Origin of the sequence: Mesorhizobium sp. M0195, from assembly GCF_040322115.1 — a bacterium.
GTDB lineage: Bacteria > Pseudomonadota > Alphaproteobacteria > Rhizobiales > Rhizobiaceae > Mesorhizobium.
On the sequence record NZ_JAMYSV010000001.1, the window covers coordinates 250,950 to 264,179 of the forward strand.

General features: G+C 63.4%; 12 protein-coding genes. 4 read left to right on the forward strand and 8 right to left on the reverse strand.

The window, feature by feature from the left end:
* Positions 1–143: 143 nt before the first annotated feature.
* Both pncA and NKJ12_RS01240 read left to right on the forward strand, forming a co-directional pair.
* Positions 144–743, forward strand: coding sequence for a bifunctional nicotinamidase/pyrazinamidase (gene pncA / locus NKJ12_RS01235; protein WP_352506043.1), 600 nt, complete (start codon positions 144–146; stop codon positions 741–743).
* A gap of 39 nt (positions 744–782) precedes the next feature.
* Entirely contained in the window at positions 783–2,210 is a 1,428-nt protein-coding gene (locus NKJ12_RS01240; protein WP_352701013.1) for a sodium:proton antiporter, read from the forward strand.
* Here the strand turns inward: NKJ12_RS01240 and NKJ12_RS01245 are convergent, their stop codons facing one another.
* From NKJ12_RS01245 to gcvA, 8 genes are all read right to left on the reverse strand, one after another.
* Complete coding sequence (locus NKJ12_RS01245) at positions 2,211–2,954, reverse strand: ABC transporter ATP-binding protein (RefSeq protein ID WP_352701014.1); 744 nt, start codon at positions 2,952–2,954, stop codon at positions 2,211–2,213.
* Positions 2,947–3,675: an ABC transporter ATP-binding protein gene (locus NKJ12_RS01250; protein WP_352701016.1), complete on the reverse strand. Its 729-nt coding sequence runs from the start codon at positions 3,673–3,675 to the stop codon at positions 2,947–2,949. Before NKJ12_RS01250 ends, NKJ12_RS01245 begins: the two co-directional genes overlap by 8 nt.
* Positions 3,672–4,634, reverse strand: coding sequence for a branched-chain amino acid ABC transporter permease (locus tag NKJ12_RS01255; RefSeq protein WP_352701017.1), 963 nt, complete (start codon positions 4,632–4,634; stop codon positions 3,672–3,674). The genes NKJ12_RS01250 and NKJ12_RS01255 overlap by 4 nt, the downstream gene beginning before the upstream one ends.
* A complete protein-coding gene (locus NKJ12_RS01260) occupies positions 4,631–5,512 on the reverse strand; it encodes a branched-chain amino acid ABC transporter permease (RefSeq protein ID WP_352701018.1) in 882 nt (293 codons plus the stop codon). The genes NKJ12_RS01255 and NKJ12_RS01260 overlap by 4 nt, the downstream gene beginning before the upstream one ends.
* Before the next feature lie 107 nt (positions 5,513–5,619).
* The gene (locus NKJ12_RS01265) at positions 5,620–6,924 is read right to left on the reverse strand and encodes an ABC transporter substrate-binding protein (protein ID WP_352701019.1); all 1,305 of its coding nucleotides are present in this window, start codon (positions 6,922–6,924) and stop codon (positions 5,620–5,622) included.
* Between the two features lie 161 nt (positions 6,925–7,085).
* Positions 7,086–8,543, reverse strand: coding sequence for a hypothetical protein (locus NKJ12_RS01270; protein ID WP_352701020.1), 1,458 nt, complete (start codon positions 8,541–8,543; stop codon positions 7,086–7,088).
* Between the two features lie 22 nt (positions 8,544–8,565).
* On the reverse strand, positions 8,566–9,870 hold the full coding sequence (gene pncB, locus NKJ12_RS01275) for a nicotinate phosphoribosyltransferase (RefSeq protein WP_352701021.1): 1,305 nt from the start codon (positions 9,868–9,870) through the stop codon (positions 8,566–8,568).
* A gap of 191 nt (positions 9,871–10,061) precedes the next feature.
* A complete protein-coding gene (gcvA, locus tag NKJ12_RS01280) occupies positions 10,062–11,036 on the reverse strand; it encodes a transcriptional regulator GcvA (protein WP_352701022.1) in 975 nt (324 codons plus the stop codon).
* A gap of 182 nt (positions 11,037–11,218) precedes the next feature.
* Between gcvA and speB the strand changes: the two genes are divergently transcribed.
* Both speB and NKJ12_RS01290 read left to right on the forward strand, forming a co-directional pair.
* Positions 11,219–12,280 carry an agmatinase gene (gene speB, locus NKJ12_RS01285; RefSeq protein WP_352701024.1) on the forward strand — a complete coding sequence of 354 codons (1,062 nt, stop codon included), beginning with the start codon at positions 11,219–11,221 and terminating at the stop codon, positions 12,278–12,280.
* A gap of 136 nt (positions 12,281–12,416) precedes the next feature.
* Positions 12,417–13,226, forward strand: a complete 810-nt coding sequence (locus tag NKJ12_RS01290) for a transporter substrate-binding domain-containing protein (protein ID WP_352701025.1) — start codon at positions 12,417–12,419, stop codon at positions 13,224–13,226.
* The last annotated feature ends 4 nt before the right edge of the window (positions 13,227–13,230 follow it).

The following is a 13,230-nucleotide window of genomic DNA, read 5'->3' on the forward strand; positions in this document are numbered from 1 at the left end:
GCAGCGCTGTTGGCACCGGTGCGCCCGGAACGCATTTGTTATGCCGTGAGAGGTTGACGCAGCCGGCCATCTGGTCAAGTTTCTGCGTCCGGTCGCGTTTTCATTGGAGCCTAAGCTCAGGACGAAGAAAATAAGGAGGCTCCATGGCCGACGAAGCGCTTGTCATTATCGACCTGCAGAACGATTTCTGCCCGGGTGGCGCCCTGGAAGTGGCCGGTGGCGACGAAATCGTGCCGTTGGTCAATGATCTCATCCGGCGGACCGAGCACGTCCTGCTGACGCAGGACTGGCACCCTGCCGGCCATTCGAGCTTTGCCTCCAGCCACCCCGGCAAGCGACCGTTCGAAACGATCGACATGCCTTATGGCGAGCAGACGCTGTGGCCTGATCACTGCATCCAGGGCAGCCTTGGTTCGGACTTCCATTCCGGCTTGGCCTGGAGCAAGGCCGAGCTGGTGATCCGCAAGGGGTTCCGTCCTGCGATCGACAGCTATTCGGCATTCTTCGAGAACGACCGGACGACGCCGACCGGCCTTGCCGGCTATCTCCGGGAGCGGAATATCGATACGCTGACCCTGGTCGGCCTGGCGACGGATTTCTGCGTTGCCTTTTCGGCGCTCGACGCGGTCAAGCTCGGTTTTGCGACATCAGTGCGGCTCGACGCCTGCCGCGGCATCGATCTCAACGGCTCCATGGAGACGATGCTGGGCCGGATGCGCGATGCCGGCGTGGCACTGATTTGAACGTCATCCAGCCGAACCTGACAGACTTTTGAGGGCTTCATGCGGTTTGCGGCGTTGACGGCAAGTGCTGCACTTATTGCCGCAATCCTTTCTCCGGGAGCGGTTCTCGCGGCCGAAGCGCACGAATTGCCGGGCGCCGCCATGTCGCTGTGGTGGGTGTTGCCCTTTGCCGGGCTGTTGCTTTGCATCGCGACCGGCCCGCTGCTGTTCCATCATGCCTGGGAGCACCATTACGGCAAGATCGCTGCCTTCTGGGCAGTATTGGTGATCGGGCCGCTGGCAATCGCCTTCGGCATCCCGTCGGCCACGCAGGCGGTGCTGCATGCGCTGCTCACCGAATACATGTCGTTCATCATCCTGCTGTTTGCGCTGTTCACCATTTCGGGCGGCATCTTCGTTGCCGGCAACATACACGGCACGCCGCTGGTCAATGCCGGGCTGTTGCTGGGCGGGGCGGTGCTTGCCTCGATCATCGGCACAACCGGCGCCTCGATGATCCTGATCCGGCCGCTCATCCGCGCCAACGATAACCGGCGCTTCAACGCCCATGTCGTCATCTTCTTCATCTTCCTGGTGTCCAACATCGGCGGCTCGCTGACGCCGCTCGGCGATCCGCCGCTGTTCGTCGGCTTTCTGCGCGGCGTCGATTTCTTCTGGACGACAGTTCACTTGTTGCCCGAGACGCTGTTCGTCGCCGGCGTGGTGCTGGTGGTTTTCCTGGCTATCGACATCATCATGCATCATCGGGAGGAAGGCGCGCCGAAGATCAAGGATCCGACGCCCGACAGCAAGGTGCGCATTCGCGGCCTGGCCAACATCCCGCTGCTGGCCGGCGTAATCGCCGCGATCCTGATTTCCGCTGCCTGGAGGCCGGGAGTGAGTTTCGCTTTTCAGGGCGTCAGCCTCGAGCTGCAGAATCTGGTGCGCGACGCCGCCATCCTGATACTGGCCTTCATGTCGCTTGTCGTCTCGCCGAAGGAGTTTCGCGGCGCAAACGCCTTCAGCTGGGGGCCGATCGCCGAGGTGGCGAAGCTGTTCGCCAGCATCTTCATCTGCATCGTTCCGGTCGTCGCCATATTGCGGGCCGGCCTCGATGGCGCGCTGGCGCCGTTGGTGCTGCTGGTCAGTTCGCCGACCGGCGCGCCCGACAATCTCGCGTATTTCTGGCTGACCGGAGCGCTGTCGTCCTTCCTCGACAATGCGCCGACCTATCTGGTGTTCTTCGAACTGGCCGGCGGCGATGCGCAGCATCTGATGACCGAGCTCGCCTCGACGCTGGCGGCGATCTCGGCAGGCGCGGTGTTCATGGGCGCCAACACCTATGTCGGCAACGCGCCGAATTTCATGGTCTACGCCATTGCAAGGCATCGCGGCATCAAGATGCCGAGCTTCTTTGGCTATATGGCGTGGTCGGGCGCCGTGCTGATCCCGACTTTCCTGCTCGCCGGCTTGCTGTTTTTTGCCTGATCAGCCGACGCCGACATAGCGACGGACCGCCGAGGGATCGGCACGCAGTTCCTCGACATCGACCGTCTCGCGGTTGCGGCCGTTTTCGATGAAGCAAACGCGGTCCGCGACCGAGAGCACGGCATCGACGCGCTGCTCGACAAGAATTGTCGACACGCCGAGCGCTCGCAGTTTCGACACGGTTTCACGGATCCTGGCGATCATCGACGGCATCAGCCCTTCGGTCGGTTCATCGAGCAGGAGCACCTGCGGTTCCAGACACAGGGCGCGGGCCATGGCCAGCATCTGCTGCTCGCCGCCGGATAGCGTGCCCGAACGCTGCCTGAGGCGCTGGCGCAGCAGCGGGAAAAGATCGAGCACGTTCTCGCGCGTCGCCTTGCCCTTGTTGCGGGCCATCAGGCCGATCTCGATGTTTTCCGCCACGGTCATCTCGGCGAACAGCCGCCGGCCCTGCGGCACGTAGGCGACGCCAGCCTTGGGCACCTCATGTGCCGGCAGACCGGTCAATTCCCGGCCTTCGAGCCGGATCGAGCCGGCGCTTGCCGGCACCAGGCCCATGATCGCCTTCAGCGTCGTCGTCTTGCCGGCGCCGTTGCGGCCGAACAGGCAGAGCACCTCGCCCTCGTTCAACACAAGATCCAAGCCATAGAGCACCTGGACTTCGCCATAGAAGCAATCGAGCCCGGATATGGTCAACGCCTTGGACTGGGCCTTGGACTGGGCCTTGAACTGGACCTCAGCCATGGGTGGTCCCCAGATAGGCGTCCTGCACCGCGGCATTGGCGCGGATCTGCTCGGGCGTGCCTTCAGCCAAGATCCTGCCGGCGTTGAAGACGGTGATGCGGTCGGCGAGTTGCATGACCACCGGCATCTTGTGCTCGATCAAAAGCACGGTGGCACTATCGGCGATCTCGCGCACCAGCTCGATGAAATTGTCGATCTCGCTATCGGCCAGCCCTTGCGTCGGTTCGTCGAGGATCAGCAGCCGCGGCTTCAGTGCCAGTCCCATTGCCACTTCCAGCAGCCGCTGGTGACCGTAGGACAATTGCCCGGCCGGCATTTGCGCCCGGTCGGCAAGGCCGGTGCGCTCGAGAGCCGCCATGACGCCGGTGTGAACCGCGCCCTTCGAGCGGCCGTCGGTCAGCGTGCGCTGCACCGGCAGGGCAACATTGTCGTAGGCGCTGAGATTGGCAAAGACGCTGGTGATCTGGAATGTGTAGGCGATGCCAAGGCGAACCCTGGCATAGGCAGGCAGGCTGGTGATGTCGGCGCCGTCGAAGACGATCATGCCTGACGAGGGCTGGATACGGCCGCTGACCAGGCTGACGAAGGTGGTCTTGCCGGCACCGTTGGGGCCGATGATGGCGCGGATCTCGCCCGGCATCAGCGCGAAGTCGACGCCGTCGACGGCGCGCAAGCCGCCGAAACTGCGCGACAGGCCTTTGGTGGTAAGCAGCGGCATCATGGCAACCACCCGAGCCAGCGCTGGCGGATGCTGCCGAGAATGCCTCTCGAGAAGAACAGCACCAGCAGGATGAGCGCTATGCCGACGATCAGCAGATAGGCCGAGGTGTAGCCGCTGGCGACGTCGATGACATAATACATGAACAGCGTGCCGATCAGCGGACCGAGCGTGGTGGCGGCACCGCCCAGCAGCACCCAGAGCAGCGGCAGGATGGAATACTGCACCGAAGCGAAGCTCGAGCCGATATAGCCGAACAGCAGCGCATAGGCGGCGCCGGAAGCCGCGCAGATGCTGCCGGAGATGACGACGGCGGCAAGCTTGCTGGAGAACGTGTCGTAGCCGAGCATCTTGGTCCGCTCCTCGTTCTCGCGGATGGCGACCAGCACACGGCCATAGCCGGAGCGGACTATCGCCAGGCTTATGAGCAGCACGATCGAGAACAGTGCCAGCGCACTCATATAGCGCACGGTCGCGTTGGTGAGGTCGAATGACGTGCTGCCCAGGACAAGGACCCGCATCGGCTGCGGCACCACCAAGCCCTGGTCGCCGCCGGTCCAGGCGGCGAAATAAAGAATGAGGAGATAAAATACCTGAGCGAACATCATGGTGACGATCATGAAGGCGACGCCGGAGGTGCGCAGCGCCAGCAGCCCGATCACCAGCGCAAGCAGCGCGCCGCAGGCAAGCCCGGCTGCGAAGGCGGCCGGCACGCTCCAGCCGAGATGGATGACGGCAAGGCCGGCGCCATAGAGCCCGGCTGAAAAGAACATGGCATGGCCGAGGCTGAGCAGCCCGACATAGCCGAACAGCAGATTGTAGCCCATGGCGAAGACCGCCAGCACCATAATGCGGGCGAGCAGGCCGTGATGATATTCCGGCAGGACAGAACTAAGCCCGAAAAGCAGGGCGATGACGCCGAGATGCAGCGCATATGGCTTTGCCGGCGAAGCATCCTTCATCGCGATGCTGTCCCGAACAGGCCCTGCGGCCGGAACACCAGCACCATGGCGACAAGCAAGGTGGCTATGATCTTGGCCAGCGTCGGCGAGAAGAACACCGAGATAATGCCGTCGGACAGGCCGATCAGCACCGCGGCGACCACCGTGCCGCGCAACGAGCCGAGGCCGCCGATGATGACGACGATGAACGAGAGCAGCAGCGGGTCCTGCCCCATCAGATAATGCGCCTGGCTGATCGGCACGATCAGCACCGCGGCCACAGCCGCCAGCATGGCGCCGAGCGCGAAAACGCCGGCATAGACTCTGGTCACCGGGATGCCGAAGGCCTGCGCCGTCTCGCTGTCATATTGCGTGGCGCGCATGACGAGGCCGATTTTCGTGCGCGTCAGCACCAGCCAGGTCGCGACCAGCAGCAGCGCCGACGCGGCGATGATCGACAGCTTGTAGCCGGAATAGCCGAACCACGGCAGGAGGATGCGGTAGCTGAACGGCGGCTCGACCGGCCGCGCCTCCGGGCCGTAGAAGGTCAGCGCCAATTGCTGGATGATGTAGAGCATGCCGATGGTGGCGACGATGGTGGCTTCCGGATTATAGTTGAGCCGGCGCAGCACCAGCCGTTCGGCGACCAGCGCGATCAGGCCGACGATCAGCGGGGCCAGCACCAGGGCGGCCAGGAAGCCGAGCGCCGGATGGCCGGATATCGCCGTAGAAATCGCCCAGGCAAGCACCGCGCCCAGCATGAAAAACTCGCCATGCGCGACATTGACGACGCGCATGACGCCGAACACCAGCGACAAGCCAAGCGCCGTCAGCGCCAGCACGGCGGAGGTGACGAGGCCTTCGAGGGCGGCGAGGAGCAGGTGAGGTCCGAAGTGCATCGGCTAAGCACCGGCGGATGCGCGAAGCACCCCCCTCTGGCCTGCCTGCCTGGCCGGCAGGCCAGAGGGGGGTGTCTTGGCGCTCACGCTTGCTGCGGCAGCCAAGCTCACAGCGCCTGCGTCGTGTAATCCCCTTCCGGCTCGTAGAGGCCATGCTCGATCTTGGTCTTGTGGACGACATTCAGCCGGCCGCCTTCGACCTTGGAGATGTTCTGGATGCCAAAACACTGGTGGATCTTGCCGTTGAAGGTTTTCGGCCCCTGCGGATGCTCGGGCCCTTCGGCGAACTCGGTCAATGCCTCGGTCGCCTCGACCAGCTTGGCGCGGTCTTCCGGGCCCTTGTAGCCGGCGTCCTCCATCGCCTTCTTGACGACGTAGAGCGTTTCCCAGCAGCCGAACATATGCGCGGCGGTGGAGACGTCCTTGGGGTCGCCGACGGCGGCACCATTGTCGTCGATGCCGACGGCGGCGCGGTAGGCCTTCTGCGCGGGGGAATCATCAGGCTGCGCGTAGCGCGGCGAACCTTCCCAGAAATGGCTGCCGTCAAGGAATTCGAGGCCGGGGCTGTTGATGTCGGTAGCTTCGAGCGAATCGATGAAGCCGAACAATTGTGGCCGATTGGAGCCGTAGAATTCGCCGAGCTCCTTGACGAAGGTGAGCACCGCCGGGCCGACCATGACGTGGTAGATCACCTCGGTCTCCGCGGGGATCTGCGGGAAATATTTGGTGAAGGAGGATTCCGTCGGGGGGATGGCGATCTGGGCGATGACCTCGGCGCCTTGCGCCTTCAGGGCCGGCGGCAGGTAGTCGCGATGGTCGTAGCCGAAGGCGAAATCGGGAAATATCTGCGTCACCTTCTTGCCGGCATTGGCGGCAATCCACGGCGCCATCGACTGGATCTGGCTCTTCACATCGGTGATGCCGGGCTGGAAGACGTAGCGGTTCAACTTGGTCGACGCGACGTGGTGGCCTTCGCTAACGACGAAATAGGGCATCTTGGCCTCGCCGGCGGCCGGCGCCGAGCCGATGACGACATGCGAAAACAGCGTGCCGTAGACGATGTCGGTCTTGTGCTGGGAGGCGAACTTGCCGACGACTTCGGCGCCCCGGCCGGGATCGGTGCCGTCATCCTCGATGATCACCTCGACCGGCCGGCCGTTGATGCCGCCAGCATCGTTGATAGCCTTGACGGCAGCGGCCGTGGTCTTCTCGTACCAGCGGCCATAGGCGGCGCCGATGCCGGTGCGGTGCGACTGAAAGCCGATCTTGATCGGCGCCGAGCTCTGCGCCTGGCTGTAACGCACGAAACCCGGCGCGACGGCAAGACCGGCGCCGGCGGCAAGGCCCTTCAGCGCCGTGCGGCGGGTGAGAGCGGATCTGGAGAGATCGAAAAACCCATTCTTGTCAGTCACGGCAGTTCCCCTTGTTTTGAGCTTTGACCAATGGCTGTCGCAGGCAGGCCACTCTTGTTAAGAGGGCCGAAAATTGCATGTGTACAAACTAAATCACCAAAGCTCTGACGTGGCAAGCGAGCTTTCCCCAAGGTTCGATTGACGGCCATCGCGCACCTCGTTCATCCGGCGCTCGGCGTCGCAAGCAGCCATAGGCCGAGGACGGTATAGGCAATCATCAGCACGGTGAGCGGGAACTGGCTGAGCGCGGTGCGAGCCGGACCGGGATGCAGCCGCCAGGCCAAGCCATGAGCGACAAGCACTGCAAGCATGTGGCCGGCAATGATGACGCCGGCCTGGAGGTTCCACAGCCACCACGCCGAGTCGGCGCCGGCGACAACGCCGGCTTCAATTGACATGTCGGTGGTACCGAACAGGTTCCAGCCCAGCGCAAACGGGTCGGAAAGAGCGGCAATCGCATATTGGCCGTCGACCAGCAGCGCCGTCAGATAATGCGCGAAGTGGTAGGCGAGCGCGATCGGTACGATCGACCAGACCAAAAGCCCGGCGGCGTGACCGAGCGAATGCTTGCTGCCGGCAAGGTGCTGGCCAAGAAAGACGGCGAGCGCGAACACCGCCGCAAGCACGGCAAAGCTCAGCGCAAGGCCGAAACTGCCTATGCCGATCAAAGCGGTGCGTCCAGGAAACTCCAGCGGATTGATGCCGAACCAGCCTAGCCAGAAGAAGGTTTTCGACAGGCCGTCGAAGGACACAGACGATAGCGCATGCAGCAGGAAAGCGACGCCGCTGAGCGGTAGCGGCGCGGCACCGAGCAGCTTGGCACCCGGCCAGCAGAGTTTGAGCCGGCCGTCCTCGTTACGCTCGACGATGGAGAAGTGCCCTACCATGGAAAAGAACACCGTCAGGAACTCACCGCGCAGGCTCCAGTCGCGGTATCGGAAGACCTGCATGGCGGCAAAGCTCAGCAGCCAATAGGCGCCGGCGACCCAGGCCAGCCGCGCCGGATCGTCGGGCGCAGGGTCGATCAGCTCGAACCAGGCGAAGGCGAAGAACAGCACGAAAGCCGGCCAATAGCCGAGCCACTGGGGGAGCAACTGCGGCTGCGATCTGCCGAACAGGTGCGAGACGACGCGGCACGGCCCGTACCACGGATTGGCCCACGACCAGAGATCGCCGGCGAGCCCCTGCAACAGAGCCAGGCCAACCCAGAGCAATGTCCATACGGTCAGCGGCAGCGGATTGGAGAGCGGATCGCGGCTGCCGAACAGGCCGGCGGCAATCAGAATTGCAAAGCCGGCAAAGGATACCAGGCTGACGGCAGTTCGCGCGCCGTCGCCGAAGGCGAAAAGCGGCAGGCGTTTGCGCCAGAAGCGGTCGAGGGAGTCCGGCGGGAGTAGAGCGAGGATCAGGAAGCTGGCGGCAACCGCGAGCGCGCCACCGACGACGTAGTAGCCGGTGGGAAGCAGCAGGACGTGGCCGCGGTCGGAGGCGTGGGCGAAGGCGGGCCTGGGCGAAAATGCAAAGGCAACAATGACGAGAGCTAAACTGTAACGACGGCGCTCTACGGCGCCCCCCTCTGTCCTGCCGGGCAGGACAGAGGGGGGCGCGAAGGAACTCATACTACGCAAGAGTTCCCCCACCTCACACTTTCACCAGTTGCTCCACGCGATCCTTTTGGCCGAATATCCGCAAATAGCGCTCGATCTCTTTCTCGTCGCCGGTCGACTTGGCCGGATTGTCGGAAAGCTTGACCGCCGGCCTGCCGTTGGCTTCGGTGACCTTGCAGACCAGCGAGATGGCGTCTAGCCGGTTGGTCTCGGTCGGCGCGCAGCCCTCGAAATCATTGGTCAGGTTGGTGCCCCAGCCGAAGGACATGCGCACCTTGCCGCGGAAGTGGCGGTAGGTCTCCTCGATGGTCTCGACCTCGAGCCCATCCGAGAAGATGAGCAGCTTCTGCTTGGGGTCCTTGCCCTTTTCGCGCCACCAGGAAATGATCTTCTCGCCGCCTTCGATCGGCGGCGCGCTGTCGGGGCGGAAGCCGGTCCAGTCGGCGACCCAGTCCGGTGCATCGCGCAGGAACGCCGCGGTGCCGAAGGTGTCCGGCAGTACGATAAGCAAGTTACCGCCGTAGTAGCGCTGCCAGTCCCGCAGCACGTTGTAGGGCGACTGTTTCAATTCCCTTTCCGAATTGGTGAGCGCGGCGAACACCATCGGCAGTTCATGCGCGTTGGTGCCGAGCGCCTCGAGATCGTTGTCCATGGCGAGCAGCACATTGGAGGTGCCGGTGAAGGCCTCGCCGATGCCCTCCTTCAACGCTTCGACGCACCAGCGCTGCCACAGGAAAGAATGGCGGCGGCGGGTGCCGAAATCCGAGATGCGGATGCCGGGCAGCGCCTTCAGCCGCTCGGTCTTGGCCCACATCTTGGCCTTGGCGCGGGCATAGAGCACGTCGAGCGCGAACGGCCCGAACGCCCGCATGGCCGCGCGAGATCGAAGTTCATTGATAATTGCCAGCGCCGGGATCTCCCACAGCGTCGTGTACATCCACGGGCCGCTGAAGGCGAGTTCGTATTGGCCGTCGCGCTTGGAAAGGTCGTATTCGGGCAGCCGGAAATTTTCCAGCCAGGCGAGGAATTCCGGTTCGAAGATCTGCTTGCGGCCATAGAAAGTGTTGCCGCCGAGCCAGATCATCTCTTTCTTCGAGAAGCGCAAGGTGCGGGCATGGTCGAGCTGCTCGCGCAGCTCCGTCTCATCGACCTCCTCGGCAAGGCGGACCGAGGTGGTTCGATTGATCAGCGAGAAGGTGGCGTCGACCTTGGGATACATGCCCCAGATCATCTGCAGCATCAGAAGCTTGTAGAAATCGGTGTCGAGCAAGCTACGGACGATCGGGTCGAGCTTCCAGGTGTGGTTGTAGACGCGCCGCGCTATATCGGTCTTTGCCATCGCTCAATGCGCCTTCGCTGCTCGCTCTAGCTTTTGTCTATCGCAATTCCGGATGGAAAACCGCTGCGCACTTTCCTGGAATTACTCCAAATGCCTCTTAGCATCGAATTTTTGAATGCGCCTCCCGCTTTGCGGGCTGGCCCGACAAAAAGAAGCCCCTGCGGCGAGCGGCGCCTGCGGCAGTTTCGGCCTCAGGATGCGGTCTTGGCGCCGACCACCTTGAGCGCCGGACGCTTGCGGCGAATGCCGATGCGACCTGCCACCGGCGCGTCGGCGCGGCGGTCGGCCTGCTCTTTCTCGGCAAACAGCCAGTCGATGAACAATTGCACGATCGGCGCCGACCGCATCTCGTTGCGGCAGACGACGTAGAAATCGTCGACCGCCGGCACGGAAAGGCTGAACGGCGCGACAAGCAGACCCCTGGCGAGCAGTCCGCTTGCCGTCACCGTATCGCCGAGCGCCACGCCATGGCCGTGAACCGCGGCCTCGGTCGCCATGCGCGCATCGCCGAGATGATGGCGGCGGCCGCGCTCGAGGTCCAGTGCGTCGGCGGCGGCCAGCCAGGTGTGCCATTCGCGGCCGTCATCGCCATGCAGGAAGACGTGATCGGCGAGGTCGCGGACGGTGCGGATCGGGCGGTTGTTGATCAGCGTCGGACTGACCACCGGGAACAGTTCGAGACCCGACCATTTGCGCATCCAGCAGTCGGTCCAGCTGCCGTCGCCATAGTGCACGCAGACATCGATGTGCGGGGCGCGGATGTCCTTGGCGTCATTGGATGGGATCAGCGTCAGCCTGATATCCGGATATTGCGAGGTGAAGCTGCCCAGCCGCGGGATCATCCACAGCAACAGCAGAGCCGGCACGCACGATACCGACAGCGCGCCGGTGCTGGCCGGCCGTGTCATGCGTTGCGTGGCGGCGGCAATGCCGTCGAAGGCGGTCGACACCGCCGGCAGCAACTCGGCGCCGTGCGGCGTCAGCTTCACCCGCTGGCCGGCACGCTCGAACAGCTTGACGCCCAATGATTGCTCGAGCGCCTTGATCTGATGACTGATGGCGCCGTGGGTGACGTTCAGCTCGGCCGCCGCCTTGCTCAGTGAGGCATGGCGCGCCGTCGCCTCGAAGGCGCGCAGCGGATTGAGCGGTGGCAGACGCTTGGCCATTTGGAACCTGAGCTCTGTGAGATTTTCTCACAGCGAACACCCTAACAATATCAATTGATTTTTCAATGCAGCTACAGGACACTTTGCCCAGGCATTGCATCAAGACGTGAAATCTGCAGGCAGCCAACGCTGCGGCTATCGAGGCCGCCGTCCGCGCACCGCACCAGCCATGGAGGACCGACATGGGTTACGACCGCGGCAAGCTCGAAGCGTTGCGCCGCAAATATGGCGAGAGCCATGGCGGCGAAATGTTCGACCCGAAATTCCAGCGTGTCGCCGACAAGATCTTCTCCAAGACCGGCACGCGGCTGGCGCCCTATTCCGGCATCCCGACCTTCCTCGCGGCGCCCTATCGTGAAATCGCCGCCGACAATCCGGATTTCGGCGATCTGCAGGTGGCGATGATCGGCGTGCCGATGGATCTTGGCGTCACCAACCGGCCGGGCGCCCGTTTCGGGCCACGGGCGTTGCGCGCCATCGAGCGCATCGGCCCCTACAATCATGTGCTGGAATGCGCGCCGACGCATGAGCTGAAGGTCGCCGACATCGGCGACGTGCCGTTCCAGAGCCGCTACCGGCTGGAGACCAGCCATGACGACATCGAACGCCGCACCAACCAGATCGTCGACGCCGGCGTCCTTCCACTTTCGGTCGGCGGCGACCATTCGATCAGCCACCCGATCCTGAAGGCTGTCGGCAAGAAGGCGCCGGTGGGCATGATCCATATCGACGCCCATTGCGACACCAGCGGCCTGTTCGACATGACCAAGTTCCACCATGGCGGGCCGTTCCGCAACGCGGTGCTGGACGGCGTGCTCGACCCGAGCCGCACCATCCAGATCGGCATTCGCGGCTCGGCCGAATATCTGTGGGAGTTCACCTATGAGTCCGGTATGACCGTGGTGCATGCCGAAGAGGTGACCGGCCTCGGCATTCCCGCCATTATCGAGAAGGCGCGCAGGATAGTCGGCGACGGCCCGACCTATGTCTCCTTCGACATCGACAGCATCGATCCGGCCTTCGCACCGGGCACCGGCACGCCGGAGGTCGGCGGGCTGACGACGCGGGAAGTGCTCGAGCTGCTGCGCGGCCTGAAGGGCCTCAATATCGTCGGCGGCGACGTCGTCGAGGTGGCGCCGCAATATGACGCAACCACCAACACGGCGCATGCCGGCGCGCAGGTGCTGTTCGAGATCCTCAGCCTGATGGTGTTCAGCCCGGCAATCACCAGCAAAGCGGGCTGACACGCTCGACCATGATCCCGAAAAGTGGGAACCGGTTTTCGGAGAAGATCATGGTCCACTAGAGAACCCAAAGGCGACCGCCGCGCTGGAGCCGGCGGCCGCATTCAACAAACAAGCTTCCAGCAGGGGAATAACAATGACACTTCACATGAAACTCAAATCATCCATCGCCGCCGTGCTGATGCTCGGGGCGACCGGTCTTGCTTCCACCACCCAGGCCGTCAATGCCGACGCCATCGACGACATCACCAAGGCCGGTGCGATCAATGTCGGCATCTTTTCCGACTTCCCGCCCTTCTCCTCGGCCAGCGCCGACATGAGCATCAAGGGCTACGACATCGACGTGGCGCAATCCATCGCCGACCAGCTCAAGGTCAAGCTCAATCTGGTCAGCGTGACCGGCCAGAACCGCATTCCGTACCTGACCGACAAACGCGTCGACCTGCTAATGAGCGTCGGCTACTCCAAGGAGCGTGAGCAGGTGATCGATTTCGCCGCCGCCTACGCACCCTACTACATCGCCGTCATCGGCCCGGCAGCACTCTCGGTCAAAGGCAAGGAAGACCTTGCCGACAAGTCGATCGCCGTCAATCGCGGCACGCTGGAGGACACCTCGCTGACCGAGGCGGCACCCGCCTCGGCCGACATCCGCCGTTTCGACAACTATAATTCCGTCATCCAGGCGTTCATCTCGGGCCAGACCCAACTGATGGTGGTCGGCAACGATGTCGGCGCCCAGGTGCTGGCTCGCCAGGAGGAACTGAAGCCGGAGCAGAAATTCCAGCTTCTCACCTCGCCCTCGCATATCGGCCTCAATAAGAAGGAAGACCGCCTCAAGCAAGCGGTCAACGATGCGGTCGCCAAGATGCTGGCCGACGGCAAACTGGACGAAAGCTCGAAGGCCTGGCTGAAGACACCGCTCGATCCCGCCAATCTCAAGGATTGACGGC

What these genes read in the sequence shown, in the direction of transcription:
- pncA (WP_352506043.1), top strand. Translation starts at nt 144, where the DNA reads ATGGCCGACGAAGCGCTTGTCATTATCGACCTGCAGAACGATTTCTGC.
- NKJ12_RS01240 (WP_352701013.1), top strand. Translation starts at nt 783, where the DNA reads ATGCGGTTTGCGGCGTTGACGGCAAGTGCTGCACTTATTGCCGCAATC.
- NKJ12_RS01245 (WP_352701014.1), bottom strand. Translation starts at nt 2,954, where the DNA reads ATGGCTGAGGTCCAGTTCAAGGCCCAGTCCAAGGCCCAGTCCAAGGCG.
- NKJ12_RS01250 (WP_352701016.1), bottom strand. Translation starts at nt 3,675, where the DNA reads ATGATGCCGCTGCTTACCACCAAAGGCCTGTCGCGCAGTTTCGGCGGC.
- NKJ12_RS01255 (WP_352701017.1), bottom strand. Translation starts at nt 4,634, where the DNA reads ATGAAGGATGCTTCGCCGGCAAAGCCATATGCGCTGCATCTCGGCGTC.
- NKJ12_RS01260 (WP_352701018.1), bottom strand. Translation starts at nt 5,512, where the DNA reads ATGCACTTCGGACCTCACCTGCTCCTCGCCGCCCTCGAAGGCCTCGTC.
- NKJ12_RS01270 (WP_352701020.1), bottom strand. Translation starts at nt 8,543, where the DNA reads ATGAGTTCCTTCGCGCCCCCCTCTGTCCTGCCCGGCAGGACAGAGGGG.
- pncB (WP_352701021.1), bottom strand. Translation starts at nt 9,870, where the DNA reads ATGGCAAAGACCGATATAGCGCGGCGCGTCTACAACCACACCTGGAAG.
- gcvA (WP_352701022.1), bottom strand. Translation starts at nt 11,036, where the DNA reads ATGGCCAAGCGTCTGCCACCGCTCAATCCGCTGCGCGCCTTCGAGGCG.
- speB (WP_352701024.1), top strand. Translation starts at nt 11,219, where the DNA reads ATGGGTTACGACCGCGGCAAGCTCGAAGCGTTGCGCCGCAAATATGGC.
- NKJ12_RS01290 (WP_352701025.1), top strand. Translation starts at nt 12,417, where the DNA reads ATGACACTTCACATGAAACTCAAATCATCCATCGCCGCCGTGCTGATG.